We start from the raw sequence: 16,986 nt of genomic DNA on the forward strand, positions 1-16,986 counted from the left end.
TCGCAAACTGCCGTCATTTGGCTTTCCGGCGAATCGGGCTCATTCTGCGGAAATTACCATGGGCAAGTGGCATAAGATGCAGTGAGGGATAACCTCGCCAGGAGGTCGGTCGAAGCACTGGGGATAATGGCAGCGGTCGCGGCCATCGGGTTTTGGGCCACGACCTAACGCCCGTCGCGCGGGCATGACTTCAGGATACCAAGCAGGCGTAACGTCTGGCTATCAGAAATTCAGTCAGTTGAACCAGGAGATGGGCGAAATCCGTTCTGAGGCCCGGACGGCGGCCGCCATCGGCCTTGCGGCGGCGTCGCTTCGCTATGACGATCGACCAGGCAAGTTGAGCGTGGCCATGGGCGGTGGTTACTGGCGAAGTGAAACGGCCCTTGCCTTCGGTGCCGGCTACACAAGTGAAAACGGACGTGTCCGCGCCAACCTGTCAGGCACGTTCGCTGACGGCGATGTTGGCGTCGGCGCAGGCCTTAGCTTGACTTTGAACTAAGCAGCAAACTCATAAACGGACTACCGTTTAGTGCCGGGTTCTGATTCAAGGCTTCTTTTGGAGGCTTGAATGCGGCGTTATGAACTGAGCGATTTTGAATGGAGCGTGATCCAGCCAAACTTGCCTTGCAAGGTTCGCGGCGTGGCGCGTGTCGATGACTGTCGAGTTCTCAACGGCATCCTGTGGCGTTTCCGAACCGGCTCGCCCGGGGCTGATGTGCCGGAGCCTACGGCCCCTACACCACCTGCTACAACCGGTTTGTTCGATGGCGCAAAGCCGGGGTCTGGGATCGGCTTTTGGCGGCGGTTTCCACGGCTTTCGACGGCGACATCGTCATGATCGACAGTTCCTGTGTTCGCGTTCACCAGCACGCGACCACGGCAAAAAAAAGGGGTTCCGACGATGGACGTGCGACGTCCTGCCTTCGCAAACGGTCATGCGATGAAAAGTGGACAGCTGGACCCCGACCGGTCTGGCTACACGCGTCGGCATCCTTTCCGTGCAATAGTGTGTGAAGCCCTATATGGACTTCACTTTTACTGTCGTCGGATGTCTGTGATGACGAGTAATGTTCACTTGTCCGAGGCGAATGGATTGTATTCGACGTCGCCCGAAGCGTCGTAGGGTATTTCCTCCGGCAGCCCGGCCAGTTCCCGCAGTACGGGATAGACAGCCGTATAGTCCTGCCTGCCGCGACCGCTTGCACGCACGATCGAATAGGTCTGTGCCGCAGCACTGCCCATATAGATCGGCACATTGACCTGTGCTGCAAGCTGCAGCGCAAGTCCCAGATCCTTGTGCGCCAGATCCACCGGGAAACCGGCGATCAGGTCGCCCTTGAGCACCTTGTTCGGGTAGGTTACGCGCATATGGCCGATGCCGGCGATCGTCCCGCGCATCACCTCCAGTGCCAGCCGGATATCGAGCCCGGATGCCTCGGCGAGGGTAAGAGCCTCAGCCGTGAGCGCATTCAACGACACGCCCATGAAGTTGTTGATGACCTTGACACGCGAGCCGTTGCCCAATGCACCGCAGTCGATGGTCTGGTTACCCATCACGTCGAAGACCGATTGAGCGCGCTTCATCGCCTCAGGCGCGCCGCTCGCGAGAATGAGCAGCGCGCCGCGTGCCGCCTCGATGGCCGAACGCCCCACCGGGGCATCGATCATGGTGATGTTGCGTTCGCCCAGTGCGCTTGCGATCCGGTCGGTTTCCTCCGGCAGGATCGTCGACATGTTGATGAAGATCGAACCTGCCGCAATCGTTTCGGCGATCCCGCCAGCATTGAAAAGTGCTGCTTCGATATGCTTGGCGGTCGGCAGCATGGTGATGACGAAAGCCGCATCACGTGCCGCCTCGGCCGCGGATGCGGCGCTCGTACCGCCGGCCTCGACGAGTGCCTCCGTTGCCGAAGCCGACAGGTCGAAGCCTTTCACCGCAAACCCCGCACGCGCAAGGTTTGAAGCCATTGGCAGCCCCATGGTGCCGAGGCCGACAAAGCCGATATTTGCTGACATAGTTCTAACTCCTCCCAAGCCGCTCAATCAGGCGCCGGCGTTCGTTTCCGCATCGATTTGTGCATAGACTTCGCCGATGACGCGAAGCGAATCGAGTGCGGCTGGCACGCCGCAGTAGATTGCGGCCTGAAGCACCACTTCGCCGATCTCCTCGCGGGTAACGCCATTGTTCAATGCACCGCGCACGTGCAGCTTGATCTCATGGGGGCGATTCAGTGCCGTCAGCATTGCGAGATTGAGGAAGCTACGCGTGCGCCGATCCAGGCCCGGGCGGCCCCAGACTTCACCCCAGCACCATTCGGTGACCAGTTTCTGAAGCGGAGCGGTGACGTCCGTTGCCGCGTCGACCGACCGGTCGACATAGGCAGCGCCAAGGACCTCACGCCGGATAGCCAGCCCCTTCTCGAACTTTTCACCTTGAAATTCGGGACGTCTGCTCATCTAGGTCTGCTCCTTTGCCCGCTGCCGGGCTTTCTAAATCTGCGGGCGATCATACAATTCGATGAACTGGCGTCAAGTTTGTATTATGGTAGTATCGTATGTTGAATTTTCTTGACAGTTGATGTTTAAGCGAGGGTGTTGGCTCGGCGCACAAACGGGCCGGCTGAGGTGGAGAAAAGACGATGCCAGATATAACCGGCCCCGAGCCATTTGAGCTGTTCGCACTGAAATATGCCCGGCATGGCGGACGCAAGGCCAACGACAATTTCATCGGCGGCGACCTGCACGAGGCGGGCTCCGACCTGTTTTATTACGTCTGGGTGGCGCGCCGGTCGGATAAATTGTTCGTCATCGATACGGGATTTGGTCCGGACGCCGCAAAGCAGCGGGGCAGGGAGCTGGACTGCCTGCCCGCCGAGGCGCTAGGCCGTCTGGGCATCGCTGCGGCCGATGTCGATCAGGTCATCCTGACGCATCTCCACTACGACCATGCCGGCACGCTCGGCCATTTTCCAAAGGCCTGTTTTCATGTGCAGGCCAAGGAGGCGGCCTATTCGACCGGCCCCTGCATGTGCCATTCGTTCCTGCGGCATCCCTTCGACGTCGAAGATATCGTCAGCTTCGTCAGGCTCAACTTTGCCGGCCGTATCGCCTTTCAGGACGAGACGACGGAATTGGCGGACGGGCTGACCCTGCACCGCACCGGAGGTCATTCCGGCGGATTGCAGGTGGTGCGTGTGTGGACGCGCCGTGGGTGGGTGGTGATCGCATCGGACGCCACGCATCTCTATGCCAATTACCGCAACAATCTGGCATTTCCGGCGGTCTACCATGTCGGCGAGTTGCTCGACGGCTATCGCACGATACGCCGTCTTGCCGATTCGGACGATCATGTCATCCCGGGCCATGACCCCATGGTGATGCGGCTTTATCCCGCGCCCTCACCTTCGCTGGAAGGGATTGCCGTGCGCCTCGACGTACCTCCACGCGAAAGCTGAACGAAGGAATACTTTATGTTGAAGGGCAAGACGGCACTGGTGACCGGCTCGTTTGCCGGGCTGGGTCTTGGCGTGGCCGAAGCGCTCGCCGCGGCGGGAGCGAACGTGGTTATCCACGGTCTGTGCGATGCGGAGACAGGACAGGCGGCAGCATCCAAGGTTGCCCGCGCGCATGGGGTGACGACGTTGTTCTCAGGCGCCGACCTCACCTCGGTCGAGGCGATAGAGGGTATGACCCACACGGTTGCTGAGAGGTTCGGGCAGGTGGACATCATCGTCAACAATGCGGTCCTGCGCCATTTCAAGCCTGTAGAAGATTTCACAGGCGTTGAATGGGATGCGTCGCTGGCAGTCAATCTGTCGTCGGCCTTTCATCTGGCTCGCCTTTGCGTTCCGGCGATGAAGGCGTCCCGCTGGGGGCGTATCGTCAACATGTCCTCGATCTACGGCGTTCGCGGTGCGGAAAACCGCATCGACTACGTCACGACCAAGACGGCACTTCTGGGCATGACACGCGCATTGGCCATCGAACTGGCGCGCACGGGCATAACCTGCAACGCGGTCAGCCCAGGCACCGTGCCGACCGAAGCCATCCTGACGCGGATTGCCGGTCAGGCCGAAGCTTCCGGCCTATCGATGGAGGAGGCCGAGACAGCGTACCTGAACGGGCGCAACCCCACCGGACGCTTTGTCTCGATCGAGGCGGTTGGCGCCCTGGTGGCGTTTTTGTGCGGCCCGCAGGCTGCCGATATCACTGGCGCGAACATGCCGATCGATGGCGGCTGGTCGGCGATCTGAATATTTCCGGAGGAAGACGATGAGACTGAAGAACAAGACCTGCCTGATCACGGGCGCGAACGGTGGCATCGGACTGGCCATGGTCGAGGCCTTTCTGGCGGAAGGTGCGACGGTCGTTGCCACTGACCTCGATGCGGATGTTCTGCGCGAGCGCTGTGCGCCGCTGGCGGGCAGCGAGCGGGTTCTGTCGCGCCGTCTCGACGTTACGAATCCCGATGGCATTGCTGCGCTCGAGGCCGAACTCGGGGCAGAGAGCGTTTTTGTCAACGTACTGGTCAACAATGCCGCAGCCATCACCATCGGCAAGCTCCTGGATGCCACGGTCGAGGACCTGCGGCTGGTGTTCGGGGTGAATGTCGAGGGCCTTTTCAACGTCACGAAAGGCTTCCTGCCGGGCATGATCGCGCGGGGCGGCGGCACGGTATTGAACATGGCATCGCTGGCTTCGGTCCGCGCCATGCACGAGCGATTTGCCTACAGCGCCTCCAAGGCCGCAATCGCGATGATGACGCGGTCGATCGCGGTCGATTATGTGGGGCAGGGCATCCGGGCAAACTGTATATGCCCTGCGCGCGTGCACACGCCTTTCATCGAGAATTATCTGACGAAGTACTACCCAGGCGAGGAAGAACAGCGGCTCGAGGCGCTGTCGCGCTACCAGCCGATCGGACGCATGATCCAGCCGGCGGAAGTGGCGTCGATGGCCGTCTATCTGTGTTCGGACGAATCCGCGATGGTGACCGGCGGCAGTTTCGTCATAGACGGCGGCGTCATGGCCGGGGACCAGCCTCTACACGCGGCATAAATCGGCAGGCCCCATCGGGGCCTGTCCATTTCTCAAGGTGTGGCAAGCCGCGCAAGCCTGGACATATCGTCCGTCGCGTCGATCGCGAGGATAGCCGCAATCAATGGGTCCGGTCTCACGCCCGGTGCCTCGAACGTCACCAGATCGCGCAGCTTGCGCTCCAGATCGGCATTGGTCAGCGGACGTTCGCTGTCGCCGCGCGCCTTGTCTATGCGCGAAACCAAAACCTCGCCGCTGGCCATATGCAATTCCACCCGCGCTGCGCCGACCGGCATTTCAGGATCGATGACCACCTGCACCTTTTTGCGGAATGCGGCGTTCGCAGCATCCGCTACGGCGGCATCGCTGAACTCGGGCAATCCCGCCTTGCTGTGCAGCAGGCAGACCGCAATCGCATGCTGGGCGCTGACCTGCGCCTCGCGACCTTCGCGGATTGTTGGTCGGTCAGCACGCTCAGCAAGGAGCGCGTGACCACGAACCGTCACGGCCTCCACCAGCGAAGGGTCGAAGCCTGGTGACGAGGCAAGGCCAAGCGCTGCCTCGATCACCGGGTTGAGGACCACACCGCACGGGTATGGCTTGTAGGTGTTGCGCAGCAGTTCCCAGCTTTCGCCGAGGCCGTCCGTCAGGCAGGAGAATTTGGGATCGTCACAGGTTACCCGCAGAAAGCCACGTGGACCTTCCAGCGGCAACTCCGGGCCCCGCATACCATCCTGCGCCAGCAGGGCGGCGACGATGCCATTACGTGCGGCATTGCCGACGCCGACGCTTTTGGCCATGGAACCGAGCGTTTCGACAAGGCCCGAAGCCTGCGCAGATGCAATTCCCAGCGCGTGAAGCATCTTGTCCGCATCAAGCCCGAGAATACGCCCGGCCGCCGCTGTGGCGCCGAATACGCCGCAGCTGGCGGTGATATGCCAGCCCCGGCGGTAGTGACCGGGAGAGACCGCATTGGCTATGCGGCACTCGACCTCGACACCGACGGCGAATGCGTCGAGAAAATCACGGCCCGAGACGGGCATTTTTTCTGCCAGCGCCAAAAGCACCGGCAACACCGGCGCCGTCGGATGCAGGATGGTTCCCGGGTGCGTATCGTCGAAGTCGAAGACATTGATGCTGATCGCGTTCAGGAATGCCGCGGTCAGAATGTCGTAACGGTCGGCATGGCCGATGACAGACGCATCTGCGCCACTCGAAAAGCGGCCCATCACTGTCCTGGCATGGGTGGTCGCGGCATCGCGACAGCCGGCAAGGCCAGTCGCGAAGCCATTCATGATCGAGCGTATCGCCTCGTCACGGACACGCCGCGGGACAGGCGCGCGTCTGGCGGCAAAGGCCGCCAACTGCGCTGAAACGCCTTGCTCGCGAGCGGCTGAGGCGGTCATGCCTTGCTGCCGAAGCCGTCGCCGACTTCCACGCCTGCCCAGCCCTCGATCGGCTTGATGAGCGCCGTCAGATCGCCGTCAGCGCCAAGCTGGCCTTTCGCGACTGTCAGAAGCTGGCGCGCCGCGCTGCCGACGATCATCGGAACGCCGAGCGCTTCGGCCTCATCGAGACACAGGCGAACATCCTTGGCGGAAAGACCGAGCGCGAAGCCGAAATCGAACGAACGGGTCAGCACGTATTTCGGGATCTTGTCCTCACTTGCATTGCTGCGGCCGCTGCCGGTGTTCACCACCTGCATCAGCATTGCCGGATCGATGCCGGCCTTCTGCGCCAGCACCAGTCCTTCAGACGCGATGGCAAGTGCCGTCACCGACATCAGGTTGTTGATGACCTTGATCAGCTGTGCCTGCCCTGGTTCATTACCGACATGGGTGATCTTGCCGAAGTTCAGCAGGATCGGCTCGACCTCGGCAAACAGCTCCGGCGCACAGGCAGCCATCAGCGAAAGCTTGCCGCTTGCCGCACCCGCCACACCGCCGCTGACCGGGCAATCCACCGCGCCTACGCCGTGTGCTGCCAATCCTTCCGCCAGGACCTTGGCTCCGCGCGGGCCGGTGGTGGACAGGTCGATCACGATGCGAAGCCCGGCAGAGGTCGTCAAGCCGTTGGCGCCCAGCGCCGCGTCCTTCACGATCTCCGGCGTCGGCAGCGAAAGGAGAACGATTTCCGCAGCGGCACTTACCTCGGCCGGGTTGGACGCCGCCTGCGCACCCGCCTTGACGAGTTCGGCGATGGCATCAGCGCTTGGATCGAAGACCGTTACCGAATAGCCCGCCGCGATCAATCTGCGAGCCATCGGCGCTCCCATGCGGCCAATGCCGATGAAACCGAGTTTTTTCGTCATTTTCTATCTCCGGTATTGAAAGATTTGGCGCGCAGCGTGGCGGTCCATGGTTGCCCCATCAGCTTATTCGGCTTGGCAGCCACAGTACGATTTCAGGGAAGACGTAGAGCAGGGCGATGAAGGCCAGCATCAGGAGGATGAAGGGTGTGACGCCAATGACGATATCGCGCAACGGCACTCCGCTCATGCCACGCAGGATGAACAGAACGATGCCCACGGGCGGCGTCACCAGGCCGATCTCGACCAGGATCACCAGCACGATGCCGAACCAGATGGGATCAAGCCCCAGCGCCACGATGATCGGGAAGGTGACTGACAGCGTCATCAGCATCATCGATATGGATTCGATGAACATGCCCAGGATCAGGTAGAAGATCGCGATCATCACCACGACCATCCAGGGCGCCAGATTCCAGCCGGTTACCACCGATACCATCTCACGCGGCAGACGCAGGAAGTCGAAGACCCAGCCGAAGATCGATGCGCCGATCACGATCAGCATGATGAAGGAGGTCACCGTGACTGTATCGTACAGCACCTTGTAGAACTGCTGCAGGTTCATCTTGCCCTGCTGGATGCACAGCACCAGCGCGGCGATAGCGCCGACGGCGCCGGCTTCCGTTGGCGTGGCAATGCCGAAATAGAGCGAGCCCAGCACAGCCGTGATCAGGGCAAGGAACGGGAGCACCCCGACCAGCGACTTGAGCTTTGCCGAAAACGGATAGCGCTCGCCCACCGGAACCGAGCTAGGGCTGATATAGGACCAGACAAGGACGGTCACTGCGAAAAGCGCTGCGAGCAACAGGCCGGGAACGATGCCGGCGACGAACAGAACGGTGATGGGAACACCGACCGTGTTGCCATAGATGATCATGGCGATGCTGGGCGGTATCAGGATGCCCAGCGTAGCGCCTGCGGCGACGAGACCGTAGGTAAGGCGATTCGAGTAGCCGCGCGCCGTCATTTCCGGTGCCGCGACGCGGCCCAACGTGGCTGCCGTTGCGAGGCTCGATCCGGACACGGCGGCAAATACCGCCGAAGCGCCGACGGTAGCATGCCCGAGCCCGCCGCGCGTGCGGCCGAACCAGACGACGAGCATGTCGAAAAGCTTGACCGTTACGCCGCTGTGCACCAGCAGCGAGCCCATCAGCACGAAGGTCGGCACGGCAGTCAGCGTGAAGGAGTTGATCGACGTCCACGAACGATCCGACAACATCGGCAGTTGCGGCTGTCTGATCATGAAAAGCAGCCCAAGAAGACCGATGAGCCCCATCGTAACCCCGACCGGCACGCCGATGAACAGCAGGAACATCATCGCGCCCACAAGGATGAGGCCCGTCACCAGCAGCGACATACTGAGCGACAGATAGAACAGGCCACCGATGATGCCCACGATCAGCAGAACGGCGAGGCCGACGCGCCAGCCGCTCCACACGAAGGCGCCAAGCATAAGGCCGCCCATGATGACCAGCGTTGCCCAATCCATCCGAGTACCCGCGACGCGGATGTCGGTGCGGCCGATATAGGCCAGAGCAACGAGAATCGTCAGCAGGATCAGTGGCAGCGCAGCTTGCAGCACGCGGCTTTCCGGTGCGGATTTCTTGCAGATGTCGCGCAGCAGCGCGGTGCAGAACAGAACGTATCCAATGATGACGGGTATTTCCGGTATCCACTGCGGGGTTGCAAGCAGCCCCCAGTCGCGCGTGCCATTGATGTATTCGGATACGGTGAAGCAGTACATCTCCCAGCCGGTCACCGCTGCAAACAGCAGGCCGAGCCAGGTCCCGATCAGTTCCAGCTGCTGGCGGCGCGGGGGTGAGACGTTGTCGATCAGCACCTCTACCTGGATATGGGCGCCTTCGCGCTGGCCGACTGCCAGGCCGAGAAAAACCAGGGCGACGAATGCGTAAACACTGATTTCCGACACCCAGGTAGTGGGCATGTTGAAGCCCGACCGCATCACGACCTCGTAGACGACGATGCATGTCATGAAAAACAGGGTGATCGAGGCGAGAAGGCCCGCACCCTTGGTGATCGTGTCTATTCCATCTATGAACCAGCCGCCGGCAAGGCCCGTGTCCTTGGGCTTGTTGGTTGCCATGCTAGGCGCAGTTTCGCTCAGATGCCCGTCGAGAACGTCAGCCATTTTTCCTCCTACGACCCGTCCCGCGATATGTTCGGCGGTCTTCTTGTCGGCTCCGTTAGCACGAGGCAGGCTTGACAGGCAACAGAATGTATTATCGTATGTTGATACCACGAACCGGGGAGGTACGTGGAGGGATGCGGCTTGGGTAGTGACATGACTGTCACGCGACCGCGAAGACAATCTGTACGTGGAGGAACTTCATGATTACTGCAATTTCGCGGTTTGTCGGCAGCGCTGCCGTTGCCGCCCTGGTTCTCGGCGCGGCATTTTCTGCCTCCGCGCAGAGCCGCCCCGAATACGATTTTACGATGGGCGTCATCACCTCGCCGGGCGATGTCTATACGGCAATGACTCAAGGGTTGCCGGAGCGCATTGCCAAGGCCACCGACGGCCGCGTTCAGATCACCGTCAGCGACTCGCTGGTTGCCGCGAATCAGGTTGCCGGTGCAGTGCGTGATGGTCGCCTGCCGATGTCGGCCGCCTTGCACACGTATATTTCCGCCGAAGATCCGCGCATGGGCATCTTCAATCTGCCGGGCCTGATCAACAATATCGACGAATATACCAAGGTGCGCGAGGCGTTCTGGCGCGAAGACGTCAAGAACATCTGGGCCGACAAATGGAATGCAGTGATGCTTGCCGATGGCGCCTGGTGCCCGACCGCGCTTTTCTCAAAGACACCAATCCGCACAGTCGAGGATTTCAAGGGTAAGCGCATCCGCATCCACAACCCCCAGACCGCTGAACTTATGAGCGCGCTTGGTGCGTTGCCGGTGCCGATGCCGACGTCGGAAGTGACGCCTGCACTGGAGCGTGGTGTTATCGATGGTGTCTTTACGTCCATCTGCGTCGGCTCGGCATTCGAGCTCCCGCGTGTCGCGCCGCACGTTCAGGATTGGGCGATGTCGCCGGTCACCGGTTGGGTCATCCTGATGAATGCCGATACCTGGGCAGAACTGCCGGACGACCTGAAGGAGAAGATCCAGACGGCGCTGCTGGAGATGCAGGACGAGGCTTTCTCGACCTACCAGACCTATTTCGATCGCGCGGTCGAAAAGGTGAAGTCGCTCGGCTCGGAATACTGGGTTGCATCGGATGAACTGAAGGCCGCTGCCAGCGCGCCACAATACTCTGACCCTGTCTATGCATCGTGGTATACCCGGTCGAAAGAGCTTGGCTTCGACGGTGAGGCCTATGTCGCGCAAATCAAAAAGGCGCTTGGCAAGGAATAATCTGCGTCTTCAGGGTGAATCGAAATCCGCACCTGTTGCCAGGCGCGGATTTCTTGTCTTTTGTTGTACCCAAGCCTTCGCTAGAGTGTGATTCATCCAGTATCACAATCGGACAATCCGGGTGACAGACATCGACACTCCTCTCAATCTAAAGGTTGAACGCATTGCTGCACCGCTACGCCACGGTGTAACCGACAGTATCCGCAATGCCATTGCCATCGGCCATTTCAAGCCTGGCGAGCGCCTGCCCGAGCGGCTCTTGTGCGAGATAACCGGCGTGAGCCGCACTCTGGTGCGCGAAGCCTTGCGTCAGCTGGAGTCGGAAGGGCTTATCGACGTCGTGCCGCATCGCGGCCCGATCGTCGCCAGCCTGACGATAAAGGAAGCCGAGGATATCTACCGAGTCCGCGCCGAGCTTGAGGGGCTGGCGAGCGAGCTGTTTGCGGAAGCTGCGTCTGATGCAGCCCGGGCAAAACTCAAATCGGCATTCGAAGCCCTCAAGGTTGCGTCCAAGAGCGACAACACGCTTGATCGGTTGAAGGCCAAGAACGCGTTTTACGAAAGCCTCATGGAAGGCTCCGGCAATGGTGCGCTCGGCACGAGCCTGCACTTCCTGAACTCCCGGATTATGCTGCTGCGCGCGACCTCCCTTCAGGCTGAGGGCCGTATCAAGGAGAGCATCAAGGAGCTTGGCGCGCTCGTCGATGCGCTGATGGCCCGTGACCCCGCCACCGCACGCAAGCTTGCCGTGGTGCATGTAACCAATGCCGCAAATATCGCGCTTCGTTCCCTTGGCAAAGGCTAGTCAGCGACGCGTCTGCCGGGGCGTAGTGGAACACTTCTGAGGACAATTGATCCGCTTCGAAACACGTTTCCCTTTTCCGCACGACGGCGAAGGCTCGGAGAAGTCAGGAATGTCCAGGTCATCTCGGTTTCGGAAGGCCGACCCCGTAAGGGAGAGCCGTCTTGCAAGGTGACAAGGGCGTTGGCGCTGTGTCGCCGAAGGCGCGCCTAAGCGGACCTGGGGTTCCTTCCTGATCCTGACCTAAGGAGAAGCCTTGACCCCAAGCCGCCCTTCACGGGTTGAACTCAGTTCCCGAATGCGGACGTTACGTCGCGCTGATTGACGAGCAGATCCTCGAGCCGGATCGGGAAATGCCGGACGCGCACGCCGGTCGCATGCCAGACCGCGTTGGCGATCGCGCCCACGGTGCCAGTGATGCCGATCTCGCCCACGCCCTTCACGCCGAGCGGATTGACGTAAGGATCGTCCTCCGGGATCAGGATGGCATCGAGTGAAGGCACATCCGCATTGACCGGCACATGATACTCGGCAAGGTCGGCATTCATGATCCTGCCGGTCCTGCGGTCGGTCACTGCCTCTTCCTGTAGCGCGAAGGAGATGCCCCAGATCATGCCGCCGAAATACTGGCTGCGCACGAGGCGAGGGTTGATGATGCGGCCGGCGGCGAAAGCGCCTACCAGCCGCGTCACGCGCACCTGTCCGAGATCGGGGTCGACTTTCACCTCGGCGAAGACGGCGCCGTGGGAAAACAGCGCATGGGCCTCGGCAACCGCCGGGTCGCGGGCGGCCTTCGCCGTGCCAACTACCTCCGCTTGGCCCGCACGCGCGAGAATTTCGGAATAGCTTTCGCTGCGCCCTTCGTCATCGCGGCGATGAAGCCGTCCGCTGCGCGCCTCAACGCCGATGTTACCGGCGCCGAAAAGCGGCGATGCCGGATCGGCGGTGGCGAGTTCCGCAAGCCTGGCGATCGCATCCACGCCGGCATTGTGAAGAGCCAATCCAGCGCTGGCGGTGTGGCCGGAACCGCCGGCAATACCGCCATCAGGCAGGCTTGAGATGCCGGAATGAAGCTCGACCTGATCCGGATCGAGGCCGAGTGCTTCCGCCGCGATTTGAGCCAGAGCCGTCCAGGCGCCCTGTCCCATGTCGGCGCCCGCGGTTTCCACCAGCGCGGTGCCGTCGGCACGCAAGGTGGCGCGCGCCTCGGCCGGGAAATGCGGGCAGTGGAAGACCGCCGTGCCCATGCCCCAGCCGACGAGGAAACCATTCTCGTCGCGCATCCGGCGCGGCTCGAGCGGCCGGCCCGACCAGCCGAAGCGTTTGGCGCCCTCGGCGTAACACTCGCGCAAGGATTTGGACGAAAAGGGCTTGCCGGTGCCCGGCTCGGTCTCGGCGTAGTTTGCCAGCCTGAATTCGAGCGGATCCATGCCGCAGGCGATGGCGGCCTCGTCCATCGCCACTTCCAGGGCGGCCGACCCGGATGCTTCGCCCGGTGCGCGCATCGGTCCTGGCGTGCCGGTATCGAGCCGCAAGCCGTCGTGCTCGGCGAGGATGGCGGGGCTGGCATAGAGCGGCAGCGAGGCGTTGGCCGCCGGCTCCATGAACTCGTCGAAGCTTGAGGTCGCAGCCAGCACATGGTGGTGAAGGGCGGTGAGGCGGCCTTCGCCGTCCGTGCCGAGGCGCAACTTCTGCCAGGTCTGGCCGCGATGGCCGACCGGGCCGTACATCTGCGCCCGGGTCAGTGCCAGCTTGACAGGCCTGTCGAGCATGCGCGCAGCAAGGATCGCGAGTATCTGCGGGCCGTTCAAGATCGCCTTCGAGCCGAAGCCACCGCCAAGGAAGGGCGAGCGGATAAGCACGTTACCGGCCGGGATGCCGAAATAGGCCGCATAGGCCGCGCAGCTGAGCGCGAGTGCCTGGTTGGGCATGTCGAGGGTCACCCGGTCGCCGTCCCATTGGGCGACGACGGCGTGGGGTTCCATCGCGTTGTGGTACTGCGGCGGCGTGACATAGTCTGCCTCCGTCACCCGGACAGCCGCCGCAAGACCTGCATCGATATCGCCATAGGCGGTGCGTGACGGCGCGCCGACGCCGACCGCGGGCGTATCGAAACGCTCGCCATTCTCCAGTCCCGTGCGGGCGCTCTCGACTTCGTATTGCGGGTTGAGCAGTGCTGCCCCTTCCGTTGCCGCTTCCAGCGTTTCGGCGATTACCAGGGCGATCGGCTGGTTGACGTAGCGCACCGTGTCGTCCTGCAGTACCTCGACGCGAAACCCGAAGGGCGGGATCTTGTCGTCAGGATCATGCGATAGAGGCGGCCGGTTGGCCGGCGTCAGGACCTCGACGACACCCGGATGTGCCTTGGCGGCCTCGACGTCGAGCGCTGTCACGCGACCTCGTGCGATGCTGCTGACCGCTGTCACGGCGTAGAGCATGCCTTCGGGATGGTTGTCTGCTGCATAGGTGGCGCGGCCGGTGACCTTGAGCACGCCGTCGCGGCGTGTCAGCGGTTGGCCGGCGCTGGAACCGTGCCGACGATGTTGCGGGGAGGGGAATGCGATCTCAGATGACATGGTTCGCTCCGGATAGTGCGGGGAAGGGTGAAGCCGGCAGCGCGGGCATGGCTTGCGGCGTTCCTTCCAAGGCGAGGCTCAAGGCGCGCGTGACGATGCGGTGCGCCAGTTCGATCTTGAAGGCGTTGTCCCCGGAGGGACGCGCCTCTGCCAGCGCCAGCTCTGCAGCTTCTGCAAAAGCCTGTGCTGTGGCCTGTTTTCCCTCGAGCAGCGCTTCTGCCTCGCGGGCTCGCCAGGGTTTTGCGGCGACGCCGCCGAGCGCGATGCGCGCCTTGCGGATCGTGCCGCCCTCGACCTCCAATGCGGCCGCCGCCGACACGACGGCAAAGGCATAAGAGGTGCGCTCGCGCAGCTTGATGTAGCGGGCATTGCGCGAAAAGGACGAGGCTTCGGCTGGAAGCCTGAGCGCCACGATCAGCTCGCCGGGCAAAAGTGCTGTCTCCTGCTCCGGTGTCGCGCCGGGCAACCGGTGCAGCGTGTCCAGGGCAATCTCCCGGCCGCCATGCGGGCCTTCCACCTCGACGATGGCGTCCAGTGCCGCCAGCGGCACGCAGAAGTCCGAGGGGTGGGTGGCGATGCAATGCTCGCTCCAGCCTAGCACGGCCTGCAGGCGATTTTCGCCGCCCAGCGCATCGCAGCCCGAGCCCGGCTCCCGCCGGTTGCAGGCGCCTGCGAGGTCGTGGAAATAAGCGCAGCGCGTGCGCTGCATCAGATTGCCGCCCACGGTTGCCGCATTGCGAAGTTGCGCGGAAGCGCCTGAAAGCAGCGCTTCGGCTACGACCGGGAAGGTTTTGGCGAAACGCTCGTCATAGGCGAGGTCCGAATTGCGAACCAAGGTTCCTACGCGAACGCCGCCGTCAGGCAGCCATTCTATGCGGTCGAGGCCCGGCAGCCGCGTTATGTCTATGACCCGCTCGGGCCGCGAGGCGCCCACCTTCATCAGGTCGAGCAGATTGGTGCCGGCGGCAAGATAGGCCGAGCCGGGAACGGCCGCGGCCGCTATGGCTTCCGGCACGCTGACTGGGCGGATATAGTCGAAACGGTTCATGCCGCGTCCCTCCGATTGCGCTCTGCAAGGGTCTTCTGCGCTTCCAGCACCGCTTCGGTGATGCCCTGATAAGCGCCGCAGCGGCAGATATTGCCGCTCATCAGTTCACGGATACGCTCGGGATCGTCTCCGGCGTGACCTTCGGCGATGAGGCCGATGGCGCTCATGATCTGGCCGGGCGTGCAGAAGCCGCACTGGAAGCCGTCATGCTCGATGAAGGCGGCCTGGACCGGATGCAGCGCCTCGCCATCGGCAAGCCCCTCGATGGTGGTGACGGTGGCCCCGTCGAGGCTGGCAGCCAGTGCCAGGCAGGAGTTGATGCGCCGGCCATCGACAAGCACGGTGCAGGCGCCGCACTGGCCCCGGTCGCAGCCCTTTTTGGTGCCGGTCAGGTCGAGCCGCTCGCGCAACAGGTCAAGCAGCGTCACGCGGGGGTCGTCGAGCGCAACCGTGCGGGGCTGACCATTGATGGTGAGGCCGATGGAGAGTGACATGTGGTACTCCATTCAGGATTTGTGATGTATGGATCGGTGCTGCCGGATGGCAGCCGAGGATGCGGGCGGGAAAGTATCTGGCGCGAGCCGTCTTTCGGCCCAAACTGGGAATGCGTGCCTTGTGCGTTTTCCCGATATGCAATCTACTTATACGGAGGATGCCTCCGTTTAGCAAGAGGCAACGAGCCCTATTGGAAGAAAATGGGACCTGAGACCGCAAAAACAAGACGCAAGCCGCGCGCGGATTCGATCCGCAACCGCGAAATCCTGCTCGAAGCGGCGACGCAAATCTTCAGTGCCGGCGGTCCGCAGGCGAGCCTGGAGGCGGTTGCGCGGCAGGCAGGGGTTGGGATCGGCACGCTCTACCGCCATTTCCCGACGCGCGAAGCGTTGTTCGAGGCGGTCTATCGCCATGAGGTCGATCACCTCGGCGAGCTGGCGGAGCTGCTTGCCCGCGACAGCGATCCGGTCGAGGCGCTGCGCAAATGGCTGCACGCCAATGTCCGCCTCGTGGCGACCAAGAAGGGTATGGTTGAAGCACTTCAGCTCGTCGCGCACGGCTCGACCGAACTGAAGGCCTATTCCTTCGAGCGCATGAGCAATGCGATCGGCCTGCTGCTCGATCGCGGGGTCGCGGCGGGTGAAATCCGCTCCGACATTTCCCCGGAAGACCTGTTGCGGACCCTCGTCGGCATCTTCTATTCGCAGGGCACGGCCGACTGGCAGCCGGCAGCATTGCGCTTGGTCGATGTGTTCGTCGACGGGCTGAGAAAGCGCTGAGGCAAATCATGCACCGCATTTTCACAGTTCCTAAAATAACGGCATCCAAGCGGGGGCCAACGGTGCCGCATGCTGGACCGAGAAGTAAGAAGCGCTGATAAAAGCACATGGACACGAGATTTTTGGAGACCCTGCTTGCCGTACTCGAACGGGGCTCAATCGCCGAAGCTGGCCGACACCAGAACCTAAGTGCGGCAGCGGTCACGCAGCGCATTAGAGCGCTCGAGGCCGAAATCGGGCAACCTCTCGTAATACGCGTAGGGCGAACGGTCAGACCGACCGAGTTGGGCACAAGCGTCGCAGACAAAGCCCGATCACTGCTCAACGAAGTCCGCGGCCTCGGCGACGGGATAAGAACTGACCCGCTTCGCGGGACGCTACGCCTTGGTGCTATCAGTACCGCCACGACGGGTTTGCTTCCGCCCGTCCTCAGACGGCTGGCGACTAGGTATCCAGGTATTGAAGCTTATATCCTCCCAGGGACCTCCCGTGATCTTTACGATAGAGTCCTGAAGGGTGACTTGGATGCAGCCCTCGGTGCCGCGCCGAACGTGGCCGCG

Annotated in this window: 14 protein-coding genes and 3 pseudogenes; 9 read left to right on the plus strand and 8 right to left on the minus strand. The window is 62.2% G+C overall.

The window, feature by feature from the left end; all coding sequences use genetic code 11:
* Positions 1 to 223: 223 nt before the first annotated feature.
* Positions 224 to 499: pseudogene (locus WBQ96_RS09535) on the plus strand (YadA-like family protein); the annotation flags it as partial.
* Positions 500 to 568: 69 nt separating this feature from the next.
* Positions 569 to 906, plus strand: a pseudogene (locus WBQ96_RS09540) (IS5 family transposase); the annotation flags it as partial.
* 165 nt (positions 907 to 1,071) lie between these two features.
* Here the strand turns inward: WBQ96_RS09540 and yihU are convergent.
* Entirely contained in the window at positions 1,072 to 2,016 is a 945-nt protein-coding gene (yihU, locus tag WBQ96_RS09545) for a sulfolactaldehyde 3-reductase (protein ID WP_336549466.1), read from the minus strand.
* Positions 2,017 to 2,043: 27 nt separating this feature from the next.
* Positions 2,044 to 2,457, minus strand: coding sequence for a carboxymuconolactone decarboxylase family protein (locus tag WBQ96_RS09550; protein ID WP_336549468.1), 414 nt, complete (start codon positions 2,455 to 2,457; stop codon positions 2,044 to 2,046).
* Between the two features lie 182 nt (positions 2,458 to 2,639).
* Here WBQ96_RS09550 and WBQ96_RS09555 point away from each other — a divergent pair, with 182 nt between their 5' ends.
* From WBQ96_RS09555 to WBQ96_RS09565, 3 genes are read left to right on the plus strand one after another with little or no spacing between them, the layout of a single operon-like run.
* Positions 2,640 to 3,455 (plus strand): N-acyl homoserine lactonase family protein, encoded by an 816-nt coding sequence (locus WBQ96_RS09555; protein WP_336549470.1) that lies wholly within the window; start codon positions 2,640 to 2,642, stop codon positions 3,453 to 3,455.
* A gap of 15 nt (positions 3,456 to 3,470) precedes the next feature.
* Positions 3,471 to 4,253 carry an SDR family oxidoreductase gene (locus WBQ96_RS09560; protein ID WP_336549472.1) on the plus strand — a complete coding sequence of 261 codons (783 nt, stop codon included), beginning with the start codon at positions 3,471 to 3,473 and terminating at the stop codon, positions 4,251 to 4,253.
* Between the two features lie 19 nt (positions 4,254 to 4,272).
* Positions 4,273 to 5,058: an SDR family NAD(P)-dependent oxidoreductase gene (locus WBQ96_RS09565; protein ID WP_336549474.1), complete on the plus strand. Its 786-nt coding sequence runs from the start codon at positions 4,273 to 4,275 to the stop codon at positions 5,056 to 5,058.
* 32 nt (positions 5,059 to 5,090) lie between these two features.
* Here WBQ96_RS09565 and WBQ96_RS09570 read toward each other — a convergent pair whose 3' ends face one another.
* From WBQ96_RS09570 to WBQ96_RS09580, 3 genes are read right to left on the minus strand one after another with little or no spacing between them, the layout of a single operon-like run.
* Entirely contained in the window at positions 5,091 to 6,443 is a 1,353-nt protein-coding gene (locus WBQ96_RS09570; protein ID WP_336549477.1) for an MmgE/PrpD family protein, read from the minus strand.
* Entirely contained in the window at positions 6,440 to 7,348 is a 909-nt protein-coding gene (locus WBQ96_RS09575; protein ID WP_165120000.1) for an NAD(P)-dependent oxidoreductase, read from the minus strand. Before WBQ96_RS09575 ends, WBQ96_RS09570 begins: the two co-directional genes overlap by 4 nt.
* Before the next feature lie 58 nt (positions 7,349 to 7,406).
* Positions 7,407 to 9,494 carry a TRAP transporter large permease subunit gene (locus tag WBQ96_RS09580; protein ID WP_336549479.1) on the minus strand — a complete coding sequence of 696 codons (2,088 nt, stop codon included), beginning with the start codon at positions 9,492 to 9,494 and terminating at the stop codon, positions 7,407 to 7,409.
* Between the two features lie 200 nt (positions 9,495 to 9,694).
* On the opposite strand from WBQ96_RS09580, the gene WBQ96_RS09585 reads away from it, so the two are divergent.
* Both WBQ96_RS09585 and WBQ96_RS09590 read left to right on the plus strand, forming a co-directional pair.
* The gene (locus tag WBQ96_RS09585) at positions 9,695 to 10,726 is read left to right on the plus strand and encodes a TRAP transporter substrate-binding protein (protein WP_165119998.1); all 1,032 of its coding nucleotides are present in this window, start codon (positions 9,695 to 9,697) and stop codon (positions 10,724 to 10,726) included.
* 121 nt (positions 10,727 to 10,847) lie between these two features.
* A complete protein-coding gene (locus tag WBQ96_RS09590) occupies positions 10,848 to 11,531 on the plus strand; it encodes a GntR family transcriptional regulator (protein WP_205826792.1) in 684 nt (227 codons plus the stop codon).
* Between the two features lie 284 nt (positions 11,532 to 11,815).
* On the opposite strand, the gene WBQ96_RS09595 is transcribed toward WBQ96_RS09590, so the two are convergent.
* Genes WBQ96_RS09595 through WBQ96_RS09605 form a run of 3 tightly spaced genes read right to left on the minus strand, consistent with a single transcriptional unit; the run spans position 11,816 to position 15,646 of the window.
* On the minus strand, positions 11,816 to 14,104 hold the full coding sequence (locus WBQ96_RS09595; RefSeq protein WP_336549483.1) for a xanthine dehydrogenase family protein molybdopterin-binding subunit: 2,289 nt from the start codon (positions 14,102 to 14,104) through the stop codon (positions 11,816 to 11,818).
* Positions 14,094 to 15,152 carry an FAD binding domain-containing protein gene (locus WBQ96_RS09600; protein WP_336549486.1) on the minus strand — a complete coding sequence of 353 codons (1,059 nt, stop codon included), beginning with the start codon at positions 15,150 to 15,152 and terminating at the stop codon, positions 14,094 to 14,096. Before WBQ96_RS09600 ends, WBQ96_RS09595 begins: the two co-directional genes overlap by 11 nt.
* Positions 15,149 to 15,646: a (2Fe-2S)-binding protein gene (locus WBQ96_RS09605; protein WP_165119995.1), complete on the minus strand. Its 498-nt coding sequence runs from the start codon at positions 15,644 to 15,646 to the stop codon at positions 15,149 to 15,151. Before WBQ96_RS09605 ends, WBQ96_RS09600 begins: the two co-directional genes overlap by 4 nt.
* A 201-nt stretch (positions 15,647 to 15,847) precedes the next feature.
* Between WBQ96_RS09605 and WBQ96_RS09610 the strand changes: the two genes are divergently transcribed.
* Together WBQ96_RS09610 and WBQ96_RS28295 are read left to right on the plus strand one after the other, a co-directional pair.
* Positions 15,848 to 16,426, plus strand: coding sequence for a TetR/AcrR family transcriptional regulator (locus WBQ96_RS09610; RefSeq protein WP_165119994.1), 579 nt, complete (start codon positions 15,848 to 15,850; stop codon positions 16,424 to 16,426).
* 107 nt (positions 16,427 to 16,533) lie between these two features.
* Positions 16,534 to 16,974: pseudogene (locus tag WBQ96_RS28295) on the plus strand (LysR family transcriptional regulator); the annotation flags it as partial.
* Positions 16,975 to 16,986 lie beyond the last annotated feature (12 nt).

The sequence above is a fragment of the Mesorhizobium sp. CCNWLY176 genome (assembly GCF_037153935.1).
GTDB classification, from domain to species: domain Bacteria; phylum Pseudomonadota; class Alphaproteobacteria; order Rhizobiales; family Rhizobiaceae; genus Mesorhizobium_M; species Mesorhizobium_M zhangyense.